This is a genomic window from Pseudomonas sp. I3-I5, from assembly GCF_022699445.1.
GTDB classification, from domain to species: domain Bacteria; phylum Pseudomonadota; class Gammaproteobacteria; order Pseudomonadales; family Pseudomonadaceae; genus Aquipseudomonas; species Aquipseudomonas fulva.
Map to the genome: position 1 here is coordinate 510539 of NZ_CP093940.1, position 25207 is coordinate 535745.

Consider the following 25207-nt stretch of genomic DNA (forward strand, 5'->3'; position numbering starts at 1 on the left):
AACCTACAATCGAAGTTAATTAATCTGAAAATAAATGAGGTGTTTTCTCATTCTCGTTCGGCAGGTAGGGAAGGCCGGAATACAGGCCGCCCGCCGATACGCTACGGAGCGAGAGAATGAGTTTTACCCCGGTTTCACCGCGCCACCCCCTGAACCGAGCCCTGCGTGGTGCCTTGCTCGGGCTCGTGGTAGGCAGCCATGTCCTGCCAGCCCTGGCCCAGCCTGCGGCCACTGACAGCAGCAGCCCGCTCAAGCAGTGGAACATTCCGGCAGGCCCGCTGGCGCCAGCGCTCGATCGTTTTGCCAGGGAAGCCGGCATCAGCCTCTCATATGACGCGCAAAGCGTGGCCCACCAGACGACGCCGGGCGTCCAGGGCTCGCTGGGTACCGCAGCGGCCTTGTCTTCGCTGTTGCAGGGCAGTGACCTGCAATCTGAACAGCAAGGCCCCAACGCCTACCTGCTGCTGCCCCAGCCCAAGCCCACCGGCCCGCTGGAGCTGGGCGCCACCGAGGACTACCGCCTGGCCCCGGTAATCGTCAATGCCAAGGTCAAGGCCAGCGCCGACGACGACATTAACTCGGTCGTGGCCAAGGAGTTGTGGGTGGGGGGCAAGGTCGCCACCAGCATCCTCAATACCCCGGCGTCGGTATCGGTGGTGACCCGCAAGGAGATGGAGCAGCGCAGCGTCAGCACCACCGAAGAAGCGCTGCAGTACACCCCAGGGGTGATCAGCGACTTCTATGGGTCGGACGACCGTAACGACTACTTCCAGATTCGCGGCTTCCAGGCCACCACCTACCGTGACGGCCTGACGCTCAGCTCCATGCGTGGCGTGCGCGAAGACCCTTACGCCTACGAGCGTATCGAGATCATTCGCGGCGCCAACTCCACCCTGTTCGGCCCCGCCGACCCAGGCGGCTCGGTCAACTTCGTGACCAAACAGCCACGGTTCGAGCGCTTCGGCCAGGGCTACGTGACCTACGGTTCGTACGACCATGCCGAGACCGGCATCGATGTGGGCGATGTGCTCAACGAAGGCGGCACCGTGGCGGGGCGCTTCACGGCCAAGCTGCAGGACAGCGACCGTGAGTACGACCATTCCCGGGACGACAGCCGCCTGGTGATGGGCGGGCTGACCTGGGCACCGAGCGACTTCACCTCGGCCACCGTGGTGCTGGACTACCTGAAGACCAACAGCTCGCCCAACAGCGGTGGCTACCCGCTGGACAAGGAGTACGACCGCAGCAAGTTCTTCGGCGAGCCCGGCTACAACTTCCACGATGTGGAGCGCACCAGCCTGTCCGGCAACATCACCCACGACTTCGACAACGGCTTTGTATTGCGTGGCAACCTGCGCTACAGCGAACTGACCGACGATTTTGGCTACGCCTACTTGAGCGACAGCCCGTCGCGGGTGGGCACGACCATCCCGCGCTATGTGTTCGGCACCGACAGCGACGCCGACCAGCTCAACGGCAACCTGATGCTGCAATACGATGCGCAGTTCGAGCACATCGACAGCAGCACCCTGGTGGGGGTGGAGTACCTCGACTCCTCGACCAAGCAGCGCTCGGTCTATAGCCTCGCCACCCCAATCGACATCGCCAACCCGGTGTTCACTGGCGTGCCGCGTGGCATCGAGCCCTACAGCCGCAAGAAGCAGGACGTGACCACCAAGGCTGTGTTCATGCAGCAGAACCTTTCGTTCTACGACCGCGTCATCGCCACCGCTGGCGTGCGCAATGACTCCATGGATCTGTCCAGCACCGAGTACGTGGGCGGGGCCGCCAAGCAGAGCGACGACTTGTCGGAAACCTCGTATCGCGCGGCGCTCACCTATATCGTCAACGACGAAGTGTCGACGTACGTGAGCATGGTGGAGTCGGTGTCCCCACCCCAGGTGGGCGTGACGCCGCAAACCGGCAAGCAGTACGAAGTGGGCGTGAAGTACTCGCCCATCGGCATGGACGCGATGTTCTCCGCTGCGGTGTATGACCTGACCCAGGAAAACGTCACCATCGCTGTGGTACTGCCCAGCGGCATCATCGAACAGCAAACCGTCGGTGAGTCCCACGCACGCGGCCTGGACCTGGAAGCCAAGGCCCAGGTGACGGCTGATATCAGCGTGATTGGCGCCTATTCGTACATGGACACCGATGTGAAACGCGGGTCGCTGTATGACGGCTCTTCGCTCAAGGGCAACGCTTTTGCCACCGCGCCCAAGCATTCGGCTTCGTTGTGGACGTACTACGACATTCCGGCGACCGACGTGAGTGTCGGGCTGGGCGCACGGTACGTGGGGGCTTACTACATGGATGCGGCCAACACCAAGAAGACCGACGGCACCACGTTGTTCGACGCGGCATTCAAGTACCAGATCGCCAAGGGCACCGACCTGGCGGTGAACGTGAGCAACCTGTTCGATGAACAGCACGTGGTGGGCTCGGGGACGGCTGATTATTACAACCCGGGGCGTGAGGTGACGGCGCGGGTGAGTTATAGCTGGTAAGCGATTACTTGGGGGTGCTGAGCAGTGTCTGTAGAGGCTGCAATCGATGGCCTGCGCAGTCTGGCCGTTGTGAGCCGCACGGTAGGCCTTGAGCTCTAATGGGGAGCTGAAATTTTGGGGCCGCTTCGCGGCCCATCGCGGCCGGTCCGGCATCCCGGCGAGGCCGCGTCCACTAATACCGCGCAACCCTTAGTCCCGCACTATCAAGCAGCTAAAGGCTCGCTTGAACCTGAGCCACTGCCTCCTCCAGGCGTTCGGTGAATCCGGAGTGGGTCTGATGGGTCATCACCAGCCTGTCCACGGCGCGGGTCATGGCTACATACAGCAAGCGCATCTCATCGGCTTCGTCTTCGCCCTGCACCGGCATCTCGTGCAAGCGCGGAATCACCACGAACCCGAATTCCAACCCCTTGCTCGAATGCATGCTCACGATCTTCACCGTGTTCTCGCCATACAGCGCGCTGCGTTTGGAAACGGTCTTGGCGCTGGTGTACGGGATGCCCGCGGCCTTGAGTGTGTCCTCGATCCAGGTGGCCTGGAAACCTTCTCGGTAAATCACGGCCATGTCTTGCCAGGCCCGGCCGTTTGCCTGCTCATGCTCAAGCCGGGCGACAAGGCATTGGGCTTCCTGCACAAGCCCTGGGTGGCTCAGCAGTTGCGGCAAGTCGCCGCGCCGGCCTGCGCTTTGCGGAGCCAGTACCGGGATATGGTCGTCTTCGGCATCGCGGGCGCTGAGCAAATCCTTGGAAAACGCATGCGCGACCGACAGCACTTCCAGCGTATTGCGGTAGTTGATGCGCAAGATGGTGGTCCGGCCCGACGCCTTGATCCCTACACTGGCGAAGCTGAATGTCATTTTCGAGGCAAGGGTGGCCTTGCCGCGGTAGATGGCCTGGGCGTCGTCGTAGAGCACCAGCAGGTTTTCCTGCTCCTGGTCGAGTTGATGAACGACCAGGCGGAACCACTCCGGTTTGAAGTCGTGGCCCTCATCGATCAGGATCGCGGCATACCGATCAGCGTCCAGCTTGCCGTCCGCCATGTGCTTGAGCACATCGTCTTCGAGCGCCTGAAAGAACTTCTGGCCCTGGAGTTGAGGGATGGGCAGCTGCGCATCGGTCAGCAGCTTGCGACACCAGGCATGAAAGCTCATGGCAACTACCTGAACGTCTTGCTGGTGCGCCTTGAGCACTTGGTTCAAGCGCGCTGCGAGGGTCTTGTTGTAGCACAACACCAGTACCGGCTTGCTGGAGGTGCGCGCCAGGTAAAGGCTGCGGTACACCAGGACCATGGTCTTGCCGCTGCCGGCCACGCCGTGAATCACCCGGTGCCCACTGCCCATGGAACGCGCCAGTTGCTCCTGCTGCAGGTCCATGACCTTGATCAGGCTGGGCATGGGCGCCTCCTGCTCACCGAACAGCCCGAACTGGGCACGTGCCGGGTTCAGGCGGATTTCCGGGAACAGGTGGTAACGCACGCGGTCCATGTGCTCGTCCGACAGCGCCACGGGAAAGTGCTGCACGAACATGGCCTTGAAGCGTTGTTCGAACAGGCCTGCATCCACGGTTTCGAACATTTCGTCCTTGCAGATGACACGCAGGCTTTGCAAGGCCGAACCGGCTTGCAGCGAGGTGAATTCCTTGCGTGTCATCTCTGGCAGCACGACGCCCCAGGTATAGGGCATCAACAGTTTGCCCGCTCGGATAGAGCCTGGCTTCTGGGTCAGCGCGGGGTCCTTTTCCAGCGCTTCCTTCGTTTCGAACGCGTTCTTGCGGGCCTGCGCCATGGGGTTGATGACGGTGACTTCGCGACCGTGCTCGAGCTTGGTGACCTCGTTGATCGTCACCTCTTTCAGCGAGCTCAGCTTCCAGTCCTTGACCTCGAGAATGAGCAAGCCCACTTCAGGGTGCAGGAGGACGAAGTCCGGTTGCAGCCCCTTTGGGCCAACCGGCACGTTGAACCAGCATAACCAGTCATCGGGGAGTTTCTTTTCGAGGCGCTCAGCCAGGCGTTTTTCCCCGGGCGAGTCGAAACGGCACGCGCCGAGTGTTGGGATGATTTGGGCCATATCCTTATTGTCCATATCCAAAACGACGCGCCACAGTAGGATTTATCCTTCTGCAGTGCAAATCTGAACCACTGTCCTGCACCCGATCTGACGGTCAGATAACCCGAGCGTAATGGCTTGCCTAGTTCGCAGGCATCAACGTCTTGATCAATGCGCGCACCGTCCCCGGCAGGGCCTCCAGCTCTCGGACGAGTATGCTGCGTTCGCGCTCGGCCCAGGGTTCGTCCAGGGCGATGGTCACCAGGTTCATGGTGTGGCTGTGGCGCGATGCGGACGACTCGGGAATGATGCCGATGCCCACGCCTGCCTCGACCATGCGGCAGATGGCCTCGAAGCCCGACAGCTGGATACGCAGGGCCAGGGTTTCACCCATGCGCTCGACCTGGTCGCGCAGAAAGGTCAGCAGGGTGCTGCCGTCGTGCAGCCCGATGTGCTGGTAGGCCAGAGTCTGTTTCAACGTCACCTGGCGGCGGTTGGCCAGCTCGTGGCCGGCGGGCACGATCAGCACCAGCCGATCGGTGCTGAAGTGCATCACCTGCAGGCCGCTGGCCTCCACAGGGCCGGCGATGATGCCCATGTCGGTGCTGCCATCGAGCACGCCTCGCACGATGTCGCGGGACAGGCGTTCCTGCAGGTCGACCGTGACCCCCGGCCGTTGCGCCAGAAAGCCTGCCAGCACCTCGGGCAGAAACTCGGTCACCGCCGTGGTGTTGGCAAAGATGCGGATATGCCCCGCCGAATCGCCGCCGAACTGAGTGAACTCCGCCTTCAGGTAATCCACCTGGCGCATCACCAGACGCGCGTGGGTCAACAGCGTGTGCCCGGCCGGGGTCAGTTCGACGCCGCGGCTGTCGCGGTACAGCAGGCGTGTGTCGAGCTGCGCTTCCAGCGCCTTGATACGCGCACTGGCGGCGGCCGGGGAGAGGTGGGCACGGCGGGCGCCCTGGGTCAGGCTGGGAGATTCGCCGATGTAGATGAACAGGCGCAAGTCAGCCAGATCGAAGTGCATGGGCAAGTCCTGGGTAGGGAAGGCGTTCGGCATTTATGAACGCCGGGTTATGGAAATGCAAATTCACAGAATGCGCGACAGGGTCGCATGATCGTCCCTGTCGCCTGCGCAGCGTCGATGACGCGCCTGCAAGCGACCTGCCATAACAACAATTCCAGAGGCCCACCCATGCCCACTACGCCCTTTGATTACAGCCCCTGGCTCGGCCGTACCGAGCACGCCTGGGATGTGCTCAGCCGCAACCTGGTGCAGCGCATCGCGGCGACGTTCGGCGAGACCGCCCCGGCCCATGGCGAGGCGTTGCCGCCGCTGTGGACCTGGTGCTTCTTTCAAGACCCTGTACCCGAAGCGCAACTGGGCACCGACGGGCACCCGGCACGCGGGGGCTTTCTGCCGCCGGCTGACGGGCGCAACCGCATGTGGGCCGGTGGCCGGGTCGAGTTCATCGCCCCCCTGGTGGTCGGCGGCGAGGCGCAGCGTACCTCGACCATCCTGCACATCGAGGAGAAACACGGCCGCAGCGGCGCCTTGCTGTTCGTGACGGTGCGCCATGACTACACCCAGCACGACCAGCTGTGCATCCGCGAAGAGCAGGACATCGTCTACCGCGAGCCGACCCCGCCCAAGGCGAGCACGGGCGAGCCTTGTGAAACCGGCACCTGGGGTGAAACCGTCACGCCCACCGCGACCCTGCTGTTCCGCTATTCGGCGGTCACCTTCAACGGCCACCGCATCCATTACGACTACCCCTATGTCACCGCCACCGAGGGATACCCGGACCTGGTGGTGCACGGCCCCCTGATCGCGACGCTCAACCTGCGGGCCTTTCTGCGCGCCAACCCCGGTGCCCGCCTGCGCCGCTACAGCTACCGCAGCCTGCGCCCGCTGACCCTGCCCACGCCCTTCCAGCTCAGCGGCTGCCTCGACGGCCCAGGCCAGGCGCGCCTGTGGGCCGGCAACGCTGCCGGCGTGGCGCAAAGCGCCGACGTTACCTTCGACTGACCCCCTTTCAGCACCGTAGAGAAGCCTGCCATGCACAGCTACGACAGCGATGACCTCAACGCCATCCGCGAAGGCGTGCGCGCCTTGTGCGCCGAATTTCCGGCCGAATACTGGCGCACCCTGGACGAGCAGAAGGCCTTCCCCGAAGCCTTCGTCAAGGCCATGACCGACGCCGGCTGGCTGTCGGCGATGATCCCCGAGGCCTACGGCGGTTCAGGGCTGGGCCTGGCCGAGGCGTCGGTGATACTCGAGGAAGTGAACCACTGCGGTGGCAACTCCGGCACCATCCACGGGCAGATGTACAACATGTTCACCTTGCTGCGCCACGGCAGCGAGGAACAGAAACGTCATTACCTGCCCAAGTTGGCCAGCGGCGAGCTGCGCCTGCAGTCGATGGGCGTGACCGAACCGACCACCGGCACCGACACCACGCAGCTCAAGACCACGGCCGTGCGCGAGGGCGACGACTACGTGATCAATGGGCAGAAAGTGTGGATCTCGCGCATCCAGCATTCGGACCTGATGATCTTGCTGGCGCGTACCACGCCGCTGGCGCAGGTCACGCGCAAGTCCGAAGGCATGTCCATCTTCCTGGTGGACCTGCGCACGGCCATTGGCAACGGCCTGACCGTGCAGCCGATTGCCAACATGGTCAACCACGAAACCAACGAGCTGTTCTTCGACAACCTGCGCATCCCGGCCAGCAGCCTGATCGGCGAGGAGGGCAAGGGTTTTCGCTACATCCTCGACGGCCTGAACGCCGAGCGTACGCTGATCGCTGCCGAGTGCATCGGCGACGGGCGCTGGTTCGTCGAAAAGGCCAGCCAGTACGCCCGCGACCGCGTGGTGTTCGGCCGCCCGATCGGCCAGAACCAGGGCGTGCAATTCCCCATCGCCGAAGCCCACATCGAACTGGAGGCGGCCGACCTGATGCGCTGGCGGGCGTGCGCCGAGTACGACAGCGGCGCCAACGCCGGTGCTGCCGCGAACATGGCCAAGTACCTGGCAGCCAAAGCCTCGTGGGAGGCGGCCAACGCCTGCCTGCAAACCCACGGCGGCTTCGGCTTTGCCAACGAGTACGACGTGGAGCGCAAATTCCGCGAGACCCGCCTGTACCAGGTGGCGCCGATTTCCACCAACCTGATCCTGTCGTACGTGGCCGAGCACCTGCTCGAGCTGCCGCGCAGCTTCTGAAGGAGGGTATGCCCATGCGTGATACCCAAGCACTGGCCACCTTCCTGGCCGACCTGCGCTACCAGGACATCCCGCCCTCCGTGCTGGCGCGTACCGAAGACCTGTTCCTCGACTGGCTCGGCTCGGCCCTGGCCAGCCAGGGCGCGCACCCGGTGCCGCTGTTCGAGCGCTACGCCGAGCGCATGGGGCCACCTGCCGGTAAAGCCCGGTTGATGAGCACCGGCCGTGGCACCTCGCCGTATTTCGCTGCGTTGGTCAATGGCGCAGCGTCGCACCTGGTGGAGCAGGACGACCTGCACAACAGCTCGGTGCTGCACCCGGCCACGGTGGTGTTTTCCGCAGCCCTGGCTGCCGCGCAGGACCTGGACAAGTCGGGGCCGGACCTGCTGCTGGCGGCTGTGGCCGGCTACGAGGCTGGCATTCGCATCGGCGAATTCATGGGCCGCTCGCACTACCGCATTTTCCACACCACCGCCACCGTCGGCACCCTGGCGGCGGCTGTCGCGGTGGGCAAGCTGATGGACTTCGACCAGGCCCAGTTCATCAACGTGCTGGGCAGTGCCGGCACTCAGGCGGCCGGGCTGTGGGAGTTCTTGCGCGATGCGGCCGATTCGAAACAGCTGCACACGGCCAAGGCCGCTGCCGACGGGCTGTTGGCGGCGTACCTGACCGCCGATGGCCTGAGCGGGGCGCGCAACATTCTGGAAGGCGACCAGGGCCTGGCGGCCGGCATGTCCAGCGACGCCGACCCGGCCCGCCTGTCGGACCGCCTGGGCAGCCGCTGGGCGCTGGCCGAAACCTCGTTCAAGTTCCACGCCTCGTGCCGCCACACCCACCCGGCGGCCGATGCCTTGCTCGAACTGATGCAGCGCGAAGGGCTGCGCCACGGCGACATCGCCGAGGTGATCGCCCACGTGCACCAGGGCGCCATCGACGTGCTCGGCCGGGTGAAGGTGCCCACCAGCGTGCACCAGGCCAAGTTCTCCATGGGCACGGTGCTCGGCCTGATTGCCGTGCACGGCAGCGCGCAGTTGCTTACATTCCGCGACCTGGCCCTGAACGACCCGGACGTGGCGGGGTTCCGCGACAAGGTGCGCATGCAGCTGGACCCCGAGGTGGACGCCGCCTATCCGGCCCGGTGGCTGGGCCGGGTAGAAGTGGGCTGCAAGGACGGGCGCCGCTTCACTGCTGCCATTGACGAACCCAAGGGCGACCCCGGCAACACCTTGTCCCGCGCGGAACTGGAGGACAAGTTCCAGCGCTTGCTGGCCTACGCCGGCCAGCGCAGTGCGGCCGACGGCCGTGCCTTGATCCAACGTGTCTGGCAGCTGCGCGATACCCGCTCGCTGGCCGACCTGCCATGACTCCCGCACAGGACCTTGCCATGAGTGCATCTGCCCCCCGCCCCCTGGACGGCATCACCGTCGTCAGCCTGGAACACGCCATCGCCGCGCCGTTCTGCACCCGCCAACTGGCCGACCTGGGCGCCCGGGTTATCAAGGTCGAACGCCCCGGCAGCGGTGATTTTGCCCGAGGCTATGACCAGCGCGTCGACGGCCTGGCGTCCCACTTCGTGTGGACCAACCGCTCCAAGGAAAGCCTGACCCTGGACCTGAAGCAGCCTCAGGCCGATGCCATCCTCGAAGGGCTGCTGGCCAAGGCCGACGTGCTGGTGCAAAACCTCGCACCTGGCGCTGCGGCGCGCATGGGCCTGGGGTTCGAGGCCCTGCACGCGCGCTTTCCACGGCTGATCGTGTGCGACATCTCTGGCTACGGTGAAGGCGGCCCCTATGAGAAGAAAAAGGCCTACGACCTGCTGATTCAAAGCGAAGGCGGTTTCTTGTCGGTCACCGGCAGCCCAGGCGAGGAGGGGATGGCCAAGGCTGGATGCTCGGTGGCCGATATCGCCGCTGGCATGTACGCCTATACCGGCGTGCTTTCGGCCCTGCTGTTGCGTGATCGCACCGGGGTGGGTAGCCGCATCGACGTGTCCATGCTCGAAAGCCTGGTGGAGTGGATGGGTTACCCCATGTACTACGCCTACAACGGCGCACCGCCACCGCCTCGCGCGGGTGCTTCGCACTCGACCATCTACCCGTACGGCCCTTTCCCCACAGGCGATGGCGGCACGGTGATGCTGGGGTTGCAGAACGAGCGTGAATGGCAGCTGTTCTGCGAGAAGGTGCTGCTCGACCCGGCGTTGGCCACCGACGAGCGCTTCTGCGCCAATTACCTGCGCTCGGAGAACCGCGACCTGCTGCGCCAGATCATCGTCGACGGTTTCGCCGCGCTGAGCCTGGAAGACGTCGTGGCGCGCCTTGAGACCGCCCAGATCGCCAACGCCCGGGTCAACGACATGCAAGGGGTGTGGCAGCACCCCCAGTTGCAGGCCCGTGACCGCTGGCGCGAGGTGGACAGCCCGGCGGGCAAGCTGCCGTCCCTGCTACCGCCGGGGCGCAACGCGGCCTTCAGCCCGCGCATGGACCCGGTGCCTGCACTGGGCCAGCACACCGCCGCGATCCTGGCCGAGCTGGGGTATGGCGATGATCAGCAGGCGCAATTGAACAGCGCAGGCGTGGTTTAGTAGAGGAGCAAAAGCATGCCATACCCCATCGTTCGCTCCGCCCTGTTCGTGCCCGGTAGCCGCCCGGAGCGCTTCGCCAAGGCCCTGGCTGCCGGTGCCGATGCCGTGATCGTGGACTTCGAAGACGCGGTCGAAGAACCGCTCAAGGCCCAGGCCCGCGAGCACCTGGCGCGCTTTCTGGGCGAACACCCTGACGCCCGGGTGTGGGTGAGGGTCAACGCACCCAGCCATGCAAACCACGCCGAGGACTTGCAATTGTGCGCGCAGCACCTGGGCGTGACCACGGTGCTGCTGCCCAAGGTCGAAAGCGCCGCACAGGTGGCGGTTGCCGCCCGCACGGGCAAGGCCGTGGTGCCTATCATCGAGACCGCCAAGGGGCTGTTGGCCCTTGAACGTATCGCCGGCGCCGAGGGCGTCGAGCGCTTGTCGTTCGGCAGCCTGGACCTGGCGCTGGACCTTTGCCTGAACACTGACAGCCCGGCAGGCCAACGCTTCATCGACCAGGCCCGCATGGCCGTGCAACTGCATTCCCGGGGCGCCGACCTGGCGCCGCCGCTGGACGGTGTGTTTCCTGCGATCCGCGACCCGCAAGGGCAGCGCGAGGCCATGCGCCATGCCTACGACATGGGCTATGGCGGGGCGCTGTGCATTCACCCAAGCCAGGTGCCGGTGATTCACGAGGCCTTGCAGCCCAGCGAGCACGAACTGGCTTGGGCGCAGCGCGTGCTCGAGGGCAGCGCAGCGGCGGGTGGGGCAGGGGCCTTCCAGCTGGACGGGCAGATGGTCGATGCGCCAGTGGTGTTGCGCGCGCAGCGCCTGCTGGCGTTGGCCCATGCTGGCTAGTGGCTATGGTCCAGGCCAAGGCATGAGGGGCGGCGTTCGTTTTTGCCGAACGCAGCCTTACACAAAAGCAGATTCCCCAAACACCTATACTTGCGCCACCGTAATCTTGGCTACGCTTCCCTGCTGACCTTACCAACAACAATAACAGGTGAAACCCATGTTGAAGCTGACCCAGGCGCTGTTCTGCGCCGCCGCCGTCTCCCTGACCTCGTTCGCTTACGCCGCGGACCCGGTCATCATCAAGTTCGCCCACGTAGTGGCCGACAGCACGCCCAAAGGCCAGGGCGCGCTCATGTTCCAGAAGCTCGTGGAGGCCGATGACAAGCTCAAGGGCAAGGTCAAGGTCGAGGTTTACCCCAACTCGTCGCTGTTCGGCGACGGCAAGGAAATGGAAGCGCTGCTGCTGGGCGACGTGCAGATGCTGGCGCCCTCGCTGGCCAAATTCGAGCACTACAACAAGCAGGTGCAAATCTTCGACCTGCCGTTTCTGTTCGACAACCTAGCGGCGGTCGACCGCTTCCAGCAGGGGCCCCAAGGCAAGGCGCTGCTCACCTCCATGGAAGACAAGGGCATCCGCGGCCTGGCCTACTGGCATAACGGCTTGAAGCAGCTGTCGGCTAACAAGAAGATCCTGCTGCCCAAGGATGCCCGTGGCCTGAAGTTCCGCGTACAAGCCTCCAGCGTGCTGGAAGAGCAGTTCAAGGCCGTGCGCGCCAACCCGCGCAAGATGAGTTTTGCCGAGGTGTACCAAGGCTTGCAGACCGGCACCGTCAACGGCACCGAGAACACCTGGTCGAACTACGAAAGCCAGAAGGTCAACGAAGTGCAGCCGTTCTTCACCGAGACCGACCACGGCCTGATCGACTACATGGTGATCACCAACGCCAAGTTCTGGAACGGCCTGCCTGAAGATGTGCGCACCGAACTGCAGGGCATCATGGACAAGGTCACCGTCGAGGTGAACAAGCAGGCCGAGGCGCTGAACCAGGCCTCGCGGCAGAAGATCATCGACGCCAAGACCAGCGAGGTCGATGCGCTCACCCCCGAGCAGCGTGACGAATGGCGCAAAGCCATGCGTCCGGTCTGGGACAAGTTCGAAGGCCAGATTGGCGCCGACCTGATCAAAGCCGCCCAGGACGCCAACACAGCCTCTTGATTGGCCCCGCCTGCAGCCGCCCCTGCGTGGGCGGCTCAGCCTCATTCTGCGCGGAGAATGCCCATGCAAACGTTACGGCGCGTCTGGGAGCGCTTCGAGGAAGGCATGATCGCCTTTCTTCTGGCGGCCATGACCCTCATCACCTTCATCTACGTAGCGCTGAACAACCTCTACACGATGTTCTACAACTTGAGCGACCGTTGGACCTTTGCCAGCGAGCCGCTGTTGAACATCGGTGACCACTTGATGGGCTACGCCCAGGAAATGACCTGGAGCATCGCCCTGACCAAGGCCCTGTTTGGCTGGCTGATCTTCTTCGGCATCGCCTATGGCGTACGTACCGCCGGCCACCTTGGGGTCGATGTGCTGGTCAGGCGCACCCGCAAGCCGGTGCAGCGTGTGCTGGCCATGGTTGCCTGCGCCTGTTGCCTGGCGTATGCCGGGCTGTTTCTGATTGCCAGCATCAAATGGGTCAGCGCTGTGCTGGCGGCTGGCATTGGGGCCGAAGACCTGGACCGCTACGGCATCAAGATCGGCCACATCGCGATGATTGTGCCCTTCGGGTTCGCTTTGATCATCGTGCGCTACCTGGAAATCCTCTACCGCATCTACACCCACCGCCAGATCAACCTGGGCCTGGCCGACGAAGCGGCCGAGGCGAGCAAGCTGGCCAATCCCGGTGAGGAGTCGCAGCAATGACCGTTATCTGCCTGTTCCTGCTGCTGTTCATCTTCATGTTCCTGGGCGTGCCCATTGCCATTTCCCTGGGCCTGTCGGGGGCGGTGTCGATTCTGCTGTTCAGCCAGGACTCGCTCAGTTCGTTGGCGATCAAGCTGTTCGAAACCTCTGATAGCTACACCTTCCTGGCCATCCCCTTCTTCCTGCTGTCTGGCGCCTTCATGACCACCGGCGGCGTGGCGCAGCGGCTGATCGATTTTGCCAACGCCTGCGTGGGGCACATTCGGGGCGGCCTGGCCATTGCCGCCGTGCTGGCCTGCATGTTGTTCGCTGCGTTGTCCGGCTCGTCGCCGGCCACGGTGGCGGCAGTGGGTTCGATCGCTGTGGCCGGCATGGTGCGCTCGGGGTATCCGAAGGAATTCGGCGCCGGCATCATCTGTAACGCCGGTACGCTGGGCATCCTGATCCCCCCGTCGATCGTGATGGTGGTCTATTCAGCCGCGACCGAAACGTCGGTGGGCAAGTTGTTCATGGCTGGCGTGATCCCTGGGATCTTGCTGGGCGTGTCGCTGATGGTAGCCATCTACATCGTGGCGCGGGTCAAGAAGCTGCCTGCCCAGCCACGTGCCAGCTTCCGCGAATGGCTTACGGCCGCGCGGCGGGCGTTCTGGGGGCTGTTGTTGCTGGTGATCATCCTGGGCGGCATCTACAGCGGCATGTTCACCCCCACTGAAGCGGCGGCCGTGGCGGCGGTGTACTCGGCGTTCATCGCCCTGTTCGTGTACAAGGACATGACCTGGCGCGAGTGCCCCAAGGTGTTGCTGGAGTCCGGGCGGCTGACCATCATGCTGCTGTTCATCATCGCCAACGCCATGCTGTTCGCCCATGTGCTGACCACCGAGCAGATCCCGCAGCAGATCACCCAGTGGGTGCTCTCCGAAGGCCTGACGCCCATCGGCTTCCTGATCATGGTCAACGTGGTGCTGCTGATTGCCGGCAGCTTCATGGAGCCGTCGGCGATCATCCTGATTCTGGCGCCGATCTTCTTCCCCATCGCCATGGAACTGGGCATCGACCCGATCCACCTGGGCATCGTGATGGTGGTGAACATGGAGATCGGACTGGTTCACCCGCCAGTAGGTTTGAACCTGTTCGTGACCAGTGCCGTGACGGGCCTGACATTGGGCCAGACCATTCGCGCAGCGCTGCCGTGGCTGTCGATCTTGTTGCTGTTCCTGATCCTGGTCACCTACGTGCCGTACATCTCCCTGGCGCTGCCAGAGTTTCTCGGCATGCCCTGACCGGCGGCTCGATCAACCCCGCCACTGCACCGACGCCACCGCCTACCCGGCGGTGGTTTCACTTTCGGCCAAGGGGGCAGGGGTGTAGGTTGACCCTCCAAGGGTGCCACCAGCCCGCCAGTCTTCCACAAGCCCCGAGCGGACCCACCATGACAACAACAAGATCACTGCTGTGCCTTGCCATCGCCTGCGCCTGGCTCACCAGCCCCGCGGCCCAGGCCGCCAACACCGCCGACAACCCATGCAAGACCACCGCCGAGTGCGCCGAGCAGGCCCGCAAGATCGGCGCCTTCGTGGAAAAGACCCCCGACGGCCAGCGCCACGGCGAGACCCAGTTCGACTACCTCAACCGCATCAACAAAGCCTCGCTGGTGATGCTCAAGGAAGCCGGCATCGTCACCGCCGAACAGGCCGCGACCATTGCAGGCGGGGTACGCCACGCCATCGACCAGGCCACCCAGCCAGACGGCAAGCGCCCCAGCGATGTGCTGCAACTGGAGCAGATCATCACCGACAAGGTCGGCCCCGAGGCCTCGCTGATTCACTCGGGGCGCAGCCGCCAGGACATGTACGCCACCTACCGCCTGGCCTCGCTGCGCCGCCACGTGCTGGCCTACGGCGACGCCCTGGACGCCACCCGCCAGCGCTTGCTCACCCTGGCCGCCCAGCACGTCGATACCCTGGTGCCGGCCTACACCAACGGCGTGCAAGCCATGCCCATCAGCTACGCCCATTACCTGCTGGCCTACGAGGCCTCGTTCGAGCGCGACGCCCAACGCCTGCACGAACTCTACGCCCGCCTGAACCTCAGCCCCATGGGCACCGCCGTGCTGGCCAACTCCGGCTACCCCATCAACCGCGAGCGCCTGGCCCAGCTGCTGGGCTTTGACGGCGTGCGCGAGAACTCGCTGGACGCCAGCCAAGTCTCGACCTACGACATTCCGCTGGAAGCCGCGGGCCTGGTCTCGTCCTCGGCCATTCGCATCGGCGCCTTCATCGGCGACATTCACACCCAGTATCACCAGACCCGCCCCTGGCTGCTGCTCGACGAAGGGGCCACCTACACCAGCAGCGCCATGCCGCAAAAGCGCAACCCTGGCCTCTTGATGCGCACCCGCGAAGCCGCCTCCGACGTGGTCGGCCTGGCCAACGCCACCACCCTGCGCGCCCACAACGTCACCACCGGCATGACCGACTACAAGGCCGCCTTCGACGACCTGGGCCTGTTCCGCTCCACGGGCGACATGTTCAAGCGCCTGGACCAGGTGCTCGACGCCCTGAAAATCAACGCCGCACGCGCCGAAGAAGAACTGGACGCCGACTGGACCACCTCCATGGAGCTGGCAGACACCCTGGAGCGCAAGCACCACGTCCCCTTCCGCATCGGCCACAGCTTCGCCTCGCTGATCGTCGAAAAAGCCCGCGCCGACGGCACCTTGCCCAAGGACTTCGCCTACGCCGATGCGCAGGCGTTGTTCACCCAGGCGGCGGACAAATACAAATGGAAGGACAACACCCTGCCCCTGAGCGAAGCGGATTTCCGCGCCAGCCTGTCCCCTCGCGCCATGGTGCAAAGTCGCAAGGGTACTGGTGGGCCGCAGCCTGAAGAAGTGCGGCGCATGTTGGCTGAGGCCCAGGCGCGGTTGAAGGAGGATCAGGCCTGGATGGAGCAGCGGCGGCAGAAGCTGGTGGATGCGGATGCGGGGTTGGACAAGGCGTTTGATGGGCTGACGAGGCGGTGATCTAGCAGGGGCGCGTGCTCCGATGACTCGGTGATCTGACAGAAACACGCCCTCCGTGTGGGAGCGGCCTTGCGCCGCGATGGGCCGCATAGCGGCCCCGGCGATTTGAGCTGCGGGCTGAAATCCTGGGGCCGCTTCGCAGCCCATCGCGGCGCGAGGCCGCTCCCACAGTAGTAGATCGCGTGACCTGGAAAAGATCTCAACCGACCCCCGAAACATTTTGAACCAAAAATCTCACCCCCCTCTCCATCCGTAAACGAAGCGGCTAAATAAACCGCGGCGAACCCCGGCATCCCCTTGCATGCACCCGGGCCTTTTACTGCTGGTAGCGGAGCCTCAAATGATCCAAACCCCCTTGCTGATCGGTTTCATCGTCATGGCCCTGGCATCACTGGTCATCTACATCAAAGGCGCACACTACGGCCCGCTTCTGGGCCACACCCTCATCCACGCCGCCGTCCCCTTCATCGCCGCCACCGCCTACCTGTGCATGTACCTGGGCGTCGGCAACCTGATCAAAGTCGACGGCAGCGTCACCTACCTGGCCCGCTACGTGGACTGGGCCTTCACCACCCCACTGTTGTTGGCCGGCGTCGTCAGCTCCGCCTACTACGGCACCCGCGACCTGTACGGCAAAAGCGGCTACATCACCGCCATCGTCACCCTCGATGTGATCATGATCGTCACCGGCCTGATCGCCTCCCTGGCCCCTTACGGCGTGATCAAATGGGTGTTCTTCGCCTGGTCCTGCGCCGCCTTTGCCGGCGTGCTGTACCTGCTGTGGAAACCTGTCGCCAGCATCGCCAGCCAACAACCCGGCGTCAGCCCCGCCTACCGCCGTAACGTAGGCTTTCTCACCGTGCTGTGGCTGATTTACCCCGTGGTCTTCGCCGTCGGCCCAGAAGGCTTCTGGGCCGTGAGCGACGCCACCACCGTATGGGTATTCCTGGTGCTCGACGTGCTGGCCAAGGTCGTCTACGCCTTCACTTCGGAACGTAACCTGCGCGCCGTGCCGGTAGGCCGAGGCTACTGAGCATGACCTGCACAGGGCGCAGCTGGCGCGCCCTTGTGGGGCTGGCGATAGCGGCCAGCCTTGCAGGCGGGCTGGCACCGCTGGCTTACGTGCTGCTGGTCGGGCTCGGGCTTGGCCTGCTGCATGGGGCAAGCGACCTGTACCTGATCGAGCACGGGCAGCGCAGGCGCTTTGTGCTCAGTTACCTGGGCGTGGCCATCGTGTGCGCCCTGGTCTGGCAAGTGGCGGGGGCGCTGGCGCTTACCGCTTTTTTGTTGCTGTCGGTTTGGCACTTCGCCCATGAGGACGAGGTGTTCCAGCGGCGGCATGAGCAGATTGCGCTGGGGCTGTTCATCCTGGGCGGCCCTGCGGTGCTGCACAGCGACGCAGTAGCCCGGTTGCTCAACCTGGCGATGGCGGCCGGTGCATCCTCTGCCTTGGGTGGATGGCTGGCGGTGACGCTGGCATGTGCCGGGCTGATTGCGTTCGGTGTATTGCTGATGAGTGCCTGGCAACAGCGTGACCTAAGGCTGGCGCTGACCTTCCTGCTGGTGGTGGTAACCCCGCCGCTGATCGGGTTTGCGCTCGGGTTCTACCTGCTGCACGCCGAACCCCAAACCCGTGTGCGCGAGCGCATGGTAGGTGCCTTGTCGATGGGCGACTACCTGCATCGCACCTGGCCAGTGCTCGTCGGGGCAGGGGTGTTTGCCTTGGTGGGTGGGGCTGTGTTCTGGCAGCAGGAACAGACCGGCATTCGGGCGCTGTTCGTGGTGCTGGCGGCGTTTGCACTGCCGCATATGGTGGTGTTGCCGCGTTTTCTCTCGGGGCGCGCAGTGCCCCAGGTGCCGGGCCCGGTTTGACCTGATCGACAGCCCCGGCGCGCAGATGCGCCGGGGGACCGGGGTCAGCGCATCAAGCCCAGTTCAGCGTCGTCCAGCAGGGCTTTGCCGAGTGCGCAGAGGTAGTGGGCGGCCCAGATCAGTTTGGGTTTGTCTTCCATCAAGCCTTCGAGGGTGAGGTCGCGGGCGTAACCCATCAATTCCGAAGCCTGTTCGCGGGCGTGTTGGCAGGGGATGCCCGGTTCGATGCGGAACAGCGCGTGGGTGTGGTTTTCGCCTTGGTAGAAGACGGTTTGGCCTAGGGTGCAGGGTGTGTGTGCGGTGGACATGGGTGTGGCTCCCTGAAGTTTTTTGGGCTGGCTGTTTTTGTGCTGCAGCTGGGTTACTGCCGTTTTGATTGAGCCAGGGGCTTGAGGGTTAGTGCGTGGGGCGTCGCGAGGGAGGGTGGTGGATTTGAAGGAGGGCGGATTCCAGCAGGCGGCGCAGGGATTCGAGCTCGTGCATGGAAGCCATGATCAGGGGGGCTGCCGGGGAGCGGGGCTGCATGAGGAGGGCTTGTTGGGCCACGGCTTCGGCGCAGAGGGCGTAGTCGGCGGCTAGGGTTAGGGTGTCTTGCAGGGTGGCGGGGGTGGGCGGTGGGTCGGGGACGATTTTTAACATGACGACTCCTGACGTGATGAAGCGACCACCTGCTGCGGCTAAACAGGAAGGTGGCAGCTGTACGCGGGTTAGCCGACCGGGACGTCAGGCACCCGGCGCACTCGAAAGTGCCCCACGCACAGCCGCCATAAGGCGACAACACCGATTTCCCGGTATTGCACAGCTGTGGTGTCCGACGTTTTTTTCAGGCGGCTAACCTGGTCGCTGGATGTCAGCGACACGGCGAGACTACGGTCGGCTTTTGGGGTGTGCAATGAGAAATGGGCTTGGGGAGTATCTTTGGGAAATGGACTACAGGGAAGGAAAAAAGTCTGAAAGTTCTGGGTGGCTTTGAGCGTGTCGCCTGTAGGAATGTTAGGTCTTTGATGCAGCGATGTTGGGTGGCTTTCTCGGAGACTGCCCTGATTGATGGGAGACGTTTCAGCTCAGAGCACCCGCAGCATGCGAGCACTCTCAGCAACCTTCTAAGCTAGAAAATCTGCCGCGTTCTGCACTTCGGGAATGTCGAGCATCCCCAGAATTGTTGGCCGGCATTAGCACCTGTTTTGATAGTCCGCACCAGTAGCGCACTGCCGCATTTCGGACATTGCCTGTCGGCTGTGGGATCACTGCGTCGCTTCAGGTTCTCCACGTGCTCGCGGTGCGTTGCAAGTGAAGGTGCCCGCCTTCCATCCAACAGATTTTGAACCAGCGTATCGACTTCGGACGCTGTGAATACGGGCTGTGTGAACGACTTGATGTACCGGATAAACCTGCTGCCGTGGGTGACATTTGGCGGCATTTCAGTTTTGAACGTGCTATCACCGACGAAGGTGATAATCGAGTGAAGGTGCTCAGGCGCTACCTTCAGGGTGGCTTCGAGGGCTTTCAGGTGCTTGTAGTTTTGGCGCAGCGGGTTCTGGAACTTGAACGTGCGCTTGAAGAGCTTTTGCGTCCATTGGGGTTGGCGCTCCGAACCAAAAATCCATCCCCTCATGTTTTTAGTTTCGAGCACGAAAATGCCGTACATAGACACGATGACGTGATCGATCTGCGTCGTGCCGTCTGGCGTGTCTAGGGTCACGTTATGTACGCGGTGATACGTTTTGTCATCCAGCTCTAGCCATATGAAAAAGCGCACGAGTAGCTCGCCGAGGTAGCCTTTGGCAGCTGGCGTTTTCAGTATTGAGATGCAGATGACGAGCGGAATGAACCAGCTCAGTGTGCCCCAGTGCTGGCTGAGGAGGGTGGTGACGTCCATTTCTTAACCTTGTGAAGATCGGGATTGTGGTGCCTGGGTGTGATCCGTTTCTTGATTGGGTTGGAAACCAGGCTCCGCCGGTTTGATCGAGCGCAGATGACGCAGCGCAACCCGCCCGGCGGGGCCGCATTATAGAGTGATGGCCAATTAGTTGTACCTGTTGGAATGAGTGCGTTCACTTCCCACACACAGATTGCTAGGTCCCCTCAAAACCAAGGTTAGGAAAACCTGCAGATGCCGACCATGTGGATGATCCGAGGCGACGGTGGACGCCTCTATGACGACTTCTGAGACCGCAACTTAGCTGCGATTGGTTGGGGACAGTTTGCGATAGAGGCTAAGCCAGGGGTCTCGCGCAAAGCGCTGATTCAGGCTTACAAAAACCTCCAACCTGGCATCAAAGACGCCAGTGCTGTGTCAGGTGCCTCTCAGGTATTCCGATTCGTTAACGAAGTGAAAGCAGGTGATGCGGTGGTCACCTATTCACCTGCAAACAGGACTTATCTAGTTGGCCTGTTCGTGGGCGAATGCGTCTATCGAGCGGACCTAGCGGAAGACGGCATGTCACTAACGCGTGCCGTGGAGTGGTCCCCCCACGAAGTTGATAGGGACAAATTAACCAGTGCTAGCCGCAACAGCCTTGGCTCGACGTTGACGGTGTTCAACGTGGCGGAGGAGGCGCAGAAAGAGCTGCTGGCGCTTGCCAACGGAAAAGTGTTTTCTCCTACGCCAAAGGAAGCGATTGAAGACCCTGAGGCCCTGGAAGACCCCTTGAAAGGCGTTCAAGAGATTGCATTCGAACGCATTAAAGACCAGATCAACGGTTTGGACTGGTCAGAGATGCAAGAGCTGGTAGCAGGCATTTTGCGTGCGATGGGTTACAAAACGCTCGTCTCTCCAGCAGGGGCTGACCGGGGCAAAGACATCATTGCCTCCCCTGACGGCTTCGGCTTCGAGCCCCCGCGTATCGTCGTCCAGGTCAAGCACCGTAGCGCGCGGATGGGCAGTAATGAGATTCGTAGCTTCCTAGGTGGACGTCACAAAGATGATCGCGGGCTCTATGTGAGTACAGGCGGATTCACTAAGGAAGCTTTGTACGAAGGGGAGCGAGCCAATGTACATCTGACCATGTGGACCTTGGACGAGTTGGCTCGCACATTGATGGCGCATTACCCAGCGACTGATCCGGAAACCAAGCGTTTGGTGCCGCTGACGTATTTCTATGTGCCGGCGTGAGGCGCCAGATTTGAAGGCGATAAGAAACGATAACGCCTTGGGTTTGGATCGTTGAATTTCTTAGGACTCCTTCAGAGCTCCTGCAAGCCTTAGGCACGAGCCGGACCCGGCGCTACGAGCAGACTCGTTTCGCCGGGATCCGTAGGCTCAGCGCATCAAGCCCAGTTCAGCGTCGTCCAGCAGGGCTTTGCCGAGTGCGCAGAGGTAGTGGGCGGCCCAGATCAGTTTGGGTTTGTCTTCCATCAAGCCTTCGAGGGTGAGGTCGCGGGCGTAACCCATCAATTCCGAAGCTTGTTCGCGGGCGTGTTGGCAGGGGATGCCGGGCTCGATGCGGAACAGGGCGTGGGTGTGGTTTTCGCCTTGGTAGAAGACGGTTTGGCCAAGGGTGCAGGGGGTGTGTGCGGTGGACATGGGTGTGGCTCCCTGAAGTTTTTTGGGCTGGCTGTTTTTGTGTCGTGGCTGGGTTACTGCCGTTTTGATTGAGCCAGGGGCTTGAGGGTTAGTGCGTGGGGTGTCGCGAGGGAGGGTGGTGGATTTGCAGGAGGGCGGATTCCAGCAGGCGGCGCAGGGATTCGAGCTCGTGCATGGAAGCCATGATCAGCGGGGCTGCCGGGGAGCGGGGCTGCGTGAGGAGGGCTTGTTGGGCCACGGCTTCGGCGCAGAGGGCGTAGTCGGCGGCTAGGGTTAGGGTGTCTTCCAGGGTGACGGGTGTGGGTGGTGGATCAGGGACGATTTTTAACATGAGTTGCTTCCGTTGCTGGGCCGACATCCGCCGCTGTCAAACGGTGGGTGGCAGCTGTACGTGGGTTGACAGACCGGCGGAAACAACAAGATCCGGCGCACGCAAGCGTGCCCGCACGTACAGCCGCCATAAGGGCGACCGCTTAGTTGTTTACCGCTGCGACCTGTCAAAGTCGTGTCGTTGGGTTGGCAACGACGGGGTGAGACTAGGACGCTGGGAAGGCTCACGCAACGGGAAACAGGGGAGGGGAGTATCTTTGGGAAATGGACTACAGGGAAGGGGGGAAGTCTGAGGTTTTGGGTGGGGGGCGTAATCCTGAGCAGGATTGCAGGAACGTCCGACCTCACGAATTAGCCTTGTGTACCCCAAATCCCGAATATCGACTGGCGCTCGCAGATGCGATGAAATGGTAATCCGCTGAGCCGGGGGGATTTGGAGAAAAACGTTTAACTATTTGAGTTTTCTTTGTTTTTAGCGCTTAGATTTGATCTTTGGAATACCAACTGGAAAACCAGGCTTCTCATTTGGTGCAATGAGCGTGATGGTGAGCAGAGGTGATTCTGATCCGAATCTCCAAGAGACTTGCGGGTAGCTCTCGATGGGGAGTGGCGCCGGAAACGCGAAAGTGATTTTGAGGGGCTGATCGATTCGATGTTGGTTGCCATTAACGCCGGGGTCTCATCACCGCCTGTCTGCAAGCATAAAAAATTGGATGCTGCGGCGAGGGACATTATCATAGCCATCCGTGGCTGGGATGCAGGCTATCTGTTTTTCAGTAGTATCTTGCCTCAGACGGGAAATTGGCGTTGAAAACGTCGCAGTTTCGCCGAATATGATCGCTGCCAAAGGTAACTCAGTACCCGGACCACCTGAGCGTGCTTTTCCTTCCCGAATATCGAGGGGCAAGCCTGGCGTGCCACTACCTAGAGCGCGCTTGGAACAGCCTAATGGCGGCAGGTCTGAACCTCTCGCCTTGGAGCCTAAAATAGCCCGACCTGCCCACTAACAACACTCATCCGAAGGACAGTGTTGGATAATCGGTACGCGTTCTACTTTTTTGGCGAAGTCCGCAACCATGAACAAATAGACAAGGCAACGGAATGGCACGCAACGAACGATTGACCTGCAAGGAACTGATTGAGCCTCAATTGGCAGCGCTGGGTTGGTCATGGCAGGAGCAACTGCGGATCGGGCCGGGGCGGGTCAACCTCACTGGCGATGCGATGTACGACGAAACACAGTCGATCATCGCGGATTATCTACTGCGTTTCAAAGGCGTACCTTTGGCGATTCTGGAGGCCAAATCCGAAACTGCAAGTGCGGCCGACGGCATGCAGCAGGCTTCGCGCTACGCCCGTCGCCTATCTCTGCGCTTCTCGATTGCATCGAACGGCAACGACTGGATTCTGACTGACAACGAAACCGGCAAGTTCGAGTCGCTGAATGCTCCACCGTCGGCGGAAGAACTCATCGCCCGTTCGGGAGGCGCAGTTGACTGGTCCCGTTGGGAAGGCGCGTTCGCCGCTGGTTACCACATGGATCAGGTTTCACGCAAAGGCGTGCGTCCGTATCAAGATATCGCCATCAATAAGGCGCTGTGGCAATTTGCTCTAGGTGACGACCGTGTGCTGTTGCTGATGGCAACCGGCACGGGAAAGACTTTCACCATTTTTCAGCTAATTTGGAAGTTGCTCAACGGCAAATCGCTGAAGCGCGAACATGTACTGTTCCTGACCGATCGTAACAGCCTCAAAGACCAAGCCTATCGTGCTTTCTCGGCCTTCTCGGCGTCGGAGCGCGTGCAGATCGACAAGGATACCGTTGCTCACGGCCAGCACTTGGTCGGCAAGGTCTTCTTTGCAAATTACCAGAGTCTCGATGAGGAACTGGATGGCAAGAAAGTTTATGAGCACTACGACCCCGACTTCTTCGATCTAGTAGTGATCGACGAATGCCACCGCTCGGGCTTTGGGGACTGGTTCGGTGTACTCAAACATTTCGGCAGCGCGTTGCAGTTGGGCCTGACAGCTACCCCGCGCGAGCTCGAAGAGGGTGACCGTTCGCTGACAGCTGAAGAAAAGCGCCGCGACACGCAGCACTATTTTGGCGATCCAGTCTTTACCTACAGCCTCAAGCAGGCCATCGAAGATGGCTTCCTGGTACCCTATCTGCTTGAAGAACGCATCACCAACATCGATGAAGAGGGTTACACCGGCTCCGACGGCAAGCGCTACACCACTGCCAACTTCGAGCGCGACATCCGCATGCCGGACCGCACAAAGGCTATCGCCGAAGACCTTTGGGAGGTGCTGGGCAAGTACGATCTGCGCGATGAGAAGACCATCATATTCTGCGTGGACGATACCCATGCCGCCTTTATGGCACAGGAGCTGCGCCGCCTTTCGGGTAGCGCAGACTACGCAGCTCGCATCACCAGGGCTGAGCGCAACAGCCACCAGCTCGAGCGAAACTTCGCTGTAGTGGGACCCAGCAACCCACGCGTGGCTGTCACCGTAGATCTTCTCACCACGGGCTTTGATGCGCCCGATGTGAAAAACGTTGTCTTTGTACGCCCGTTGCGCAGCGCCATCCTCTACAAGCAAATGAAGGGCCGTGGTACCCGGCTGTGCGAGGACATTAACAAGCGCTACTTCACCATCTTCGACTATTCCGGCGCTAGCCAGCTTGAGGATGCTGAGTTTGACGGCCACCCTGCAAATCGGCAGAAGGCTGTCTCCACCAGCAGCAAACTAAAGAAAAAGGGCGACGACAGTACCCCTAAGCCTGTGGGTAATGGTGTTTCGGTGGTCATCTCCATCGAGAACCGCTACGTGTGTCTTGCTGATGGGCGCAAGGTGCCGTTCGAGGAATATACCGAGCAGTCCCGCGAGTTTATCCTCGACGTCAGTCACAAGGGTATGGATGAGTTGTTGCGCATCTGGATCGATAAAGGCAGTCGCCAGGAGTTGCGTGAAGCTTTACGCGACCGCGACATTTACCCGTCAGCTTTCCGGCACTACCTGGACCTTCCCGATGCCGACGACGTCGACGTCTTAGCCAAGATTGGCTTTCAGCTGCCTCGAGTACCCAATCGCGCGGACCGCGCCAACAGACTGTGGGATGAGGATCAGATTTGGCTGTTGACTCAGATGGGCGAAGCCGCGCTGCCTGAGAGCCAGCGATTCAAAACCCATCTCTGGCAAACCGCACTAGACCACTACCGTCTTTTCGGTATTGACGACCTCGAACAGGCGCGTACCTACGGAGCCCCGCAATTTGCCGAGCAGTTCGGCAGCTTTACCACGCTTACCCAGCGTTACGGCGGTCCGGCTTTGCTCAAGGCCGACCTCGAGCTGGTAAAGCAACGCCTTTACGTGTCCATGGCCGCCTGAGG

21 protein-coding genes are annotated in these 25207 nt (G+C 62.1%); 14 read left to right on the forward strand and 7 right to left on the reverse strand.

All coding sequences use genetic code 11. From position 1 onward, the window contains the following. The first annotated feature begins 116 nt into the window (after positions 1 to 116). Positions 117 to 2510 carry a TonB-dependent siderophore receptor gene (locus MOP87_RS02255; protein ID WP_242810072.1) on the forward strand — a complete coding sequence of 798 codons (2394 nt, stop codon included), beginning with the start codon at positions 117 to 119 and terminating at the stop codon, positions 2508 to 2510. A 211-nt stretch (positions 2511 to 2721) separates the two neighbouring features. Here the strand turns inward: MOP87_RS02255 and MOP87_RS02260 are convergent, their stop codons facing one another. Together MOP87_RS02260 and MOP87_RS02265 are read right to left on the reverse strand one after the other, a co-directional pair. Beyond that, positions 2722 to 4575, reverse strand: coding sequence for a 3'-5' exonuclease (locus tag MOP87_RS02260; protein WP_242810073.1), 1854 nt, complete (start codon positions 4573 to 4575; stop codon positions 2722 to 2724). A 121-nt stretch (positions 4576 to 4696) separates the two neighbouring features. Next, positions 4697 to 5584, reverse strand: coding sequence for a LysR substrate-binding domain-containing protein (locus MOP87_RS02265; protein WP_242810525.1), 888 nt, complete (start codon positions 5582 to 5584; stop codon positions 4697 to 4699). A gap of 168 nt (positions 5585 to 5752) precedes the next feature. Between MOP87_RS02265 and MOP87_RS02270 the strand changes: the two genes are divergently transcribed. The 11 genes from MOP87_RS02270 to MOP87_RS02320 all read left to right on the forward strand — a co-directional run bounded on the left by MOP87_RS02270 (position 5753) and on the right by MOP87_RS02320 (position 17956). Continuing rightward, on the forward strand, positions 5753 to 6586 hold the full coding sequence (locus MOP87_RS02270; protein ID WP_027915201.1) for a MaoC family dehydratase N-terminal domain-containing protein: 834 nt from the start codon (positions 5753 to 5755) through the stop codon (positions 6584 to 6586). A gap of 30 nt (positions 6587 to 6616) precedes the next feature. Then, positions 6617 to 7780, forward strand: a complete 1164-nt coding sequence (locus MOP87_RS02275; protein ID WP_023534647.1) for an acyl-CoA dehydrogenase family protein — start codon at positions 6617 to 6619, stop codon at positions 7778 to 7780. 14 nt (positions 7781 to 7794) lie between these two features. Next, positions 7795 to 9144, forward strand: coding sequence for an MmgE/PrpD family protein (locus tag MOP87_RS02280; protein WP_242810074.1), 1350 nt, complete (start codon positions 7795 to 7797; stop codon positions 9142 to 9144). Positions 9145 to 9164: 20 nt separating this feature from the next. Further along, positions 9165 to 10364, forward strand: coding sequence for a CaiB/BaiF CoA-transferase family protein (locus tag MOP87_RS02285; protein ID WP_028687118.1), 1200 nt, complete (start codon positions 9165 to 9167; stop codon positions 10362 to 10364). A gap of 15 nt (positions 10365 to 10379) precedes the next feature. Beyond that, complete coding sequence (locus MOP87_RS02290) at positions 10380 to 11207, forward strand: CoA ester lyase (RefSeq protein ID WP_110607058.1); 828 nt, start codon at positions 10380 to 10382, stop codon at positions 11205 to 11207. A gap of 157 nt (positions 11208 to 11364) precedes the next feature. Further along, positions 11365 to 12363 (forward strand): TRAP transporter substrate-binding protein, encoded by a 999-nt coding sequence (locus MOP87_RS02295; RefSeq protein ID WP_023534545.1) that lies wholly within the window; start codon positions 11365 to 11367, stop codon positions 12361 to 12363. A gap of 63 nt (positions 12364 to 12426) precedes the next feature. Continuing rightward, positions 12427 to 13062, forward strand: a complete 636-nt coding sequence (locus tag MOP87_RS02300; protein ID WP_027915196.1) for a TRAP transporter small permease — start codon at positions 12427 to 12429, stop codon at positions 13060 to 13062. Further along, a complete protein-coding gene (gene dctM, locus MOP87_RS02305) occupies positions 13059 to 14342 on the forward strand; it encodes a C4-dicarboxylate TRAP transporter large permease protein DctM (protein WP_027915195.1) in 1284 nt (427 codons plus the stop codon). Before MOP87_RS02300 ends, dctM begins: the two co-directional genes overlap by 4 nt. Before the next feature lie 149 nt (positions 14343 to 14491). After that, on the forward strand, positions 14492 to 16084 hold the full coding sequence (locus MOP87_RS02310; protein ID WP_242810075.1) for an argininosuccinate lyase: 1593 nt from the start codon (positions 14492 to 14494) through the stop codon (positions 16082 to 16084). A gap of 340 nt (positions 16085 to 16424) precedes the next feature. Continuing rightward, positions 16425 to 17117, forward strand: coding sequence for a bacteriorhodopsin (locus MOP87_RS02315; RefSeq protein WP_110607571.1), 693 nt, complete (start codon positions 16425 to 16427; stop codon positions 17115 to 17117). A 2-nt stretch (positions 17118 to 17119) separates the two neighbouring features. Next, positions 17120 to 17956, forward strand: coding sequence for a Brp/Blh family beta-carotene 15,15'-dioxygenase (locus MOP87_RS02320; RefSeq protein ID WP_242810076.1), 837 nt, complete (start codon positions 17120 to 17122; stop codon positions 17954 to 17956). A gap of 44 nt (positions 17957 to 18000) precedes the next feature. Here the strand turns inward: MOP87_RS02320 and MOP87_RS02325 are convergent, their stop codons facing one another. From MOP87_RS02325 to MOP87_RS02335, 3 genes are all read right to left on the reverse strand, one after another. Next, on the reverse strand, positions 18001 to 18264 hold the full coding sequence (locus MOP87_RS02325; RefSeq protein ID WP_125922125.1) for a DUF3077 domain-containing protein: 264 nt from the start codon (positions 18262 to 18264) through the stop codon (positions 18001 to 18003). Between the two features lie 88 nt (positions 18265 to 18352). Beyond that, complete coding sequence (locus tag MOP87_RS02330) at positions 18353 to 18595, reverse strand: hypothetical protein (protein WP_242810077.1); 243 nt, start codon at positions 18593 to 18595, stop codon at positions 18353 to 18355. A 469-nt stretch (positions 18596 to 19064) separates the two neighbouring features. Next, positions 19065 to 19835, reverse strand: coding sequence for an NERD domain-containing protein (locus MOP87_RS02335; protein ID WP_242810078.1), 771 nt, complete (start codon positions 19833 to 19835; stop codon positions 19065 to 19067). Positions 19836 to 20306: 471 nt separating this feature from the next. On the opposite strand from MOP87_RS02335, the gene MOP87_RS02340 reads away from it, so the two are divergent. Continuing rightward, positions 20307 to 21071, forward strand: a complete 765-nt coding sequence (locus MOP87_RS02340; RefSeq protein WP_242810079.1) for a restriction endonuclease — start codon at positions 20307 to 20309, stop codon at positions 21069 to 21071. Between the two features lie 147 nt (positions 21072 to 21218). On the opposite strand, the gene MOP87_RS02345 is transcribed toward MOP87_RS02340, so the two are convergent. Next, positions 21219 to 21482: a DUF3077 domain-containing protein gene (locus MOP87_RS02345; protein ID WP_125922125.1), complete on the reverse strand. Its 264-nt coding sequence runs from the start codon at positions 21480 to 21482 to the stop codon at positions 21219 to 21221. 88 nt (positions 21483 to 21570) lie between these two features. Then, positions 21571 to 21813 (reverse strand): hypothetical protein, encoded by a 243-nt coding sequence (locus MOP87_RS02350; RefSeq protein ID WP_058638404.1) that lies wholly within the window; start codon positions 21811 to 21813, stop codon positions 21571 to 21573. 1100 nt (positions 21814 to 22913) lie between these two features. On the opposite strand from MOP87_RS02350, the gene MOP87_RS02355 reads away from it, so the two are divergent. Then, on the forward strand, positions 22914 to 25205 hold the full coding sequence (locus tag MOP87_RS02355) for a type I restriction endonuclease subunit R (protein WP_242810080.1): 2292 nt from the start codon (positions 22914 to 22916) through the stop codon (positions 25203 to 25205). Positions 25206 to 25207 lie beyond the last annotated feature (2 nt).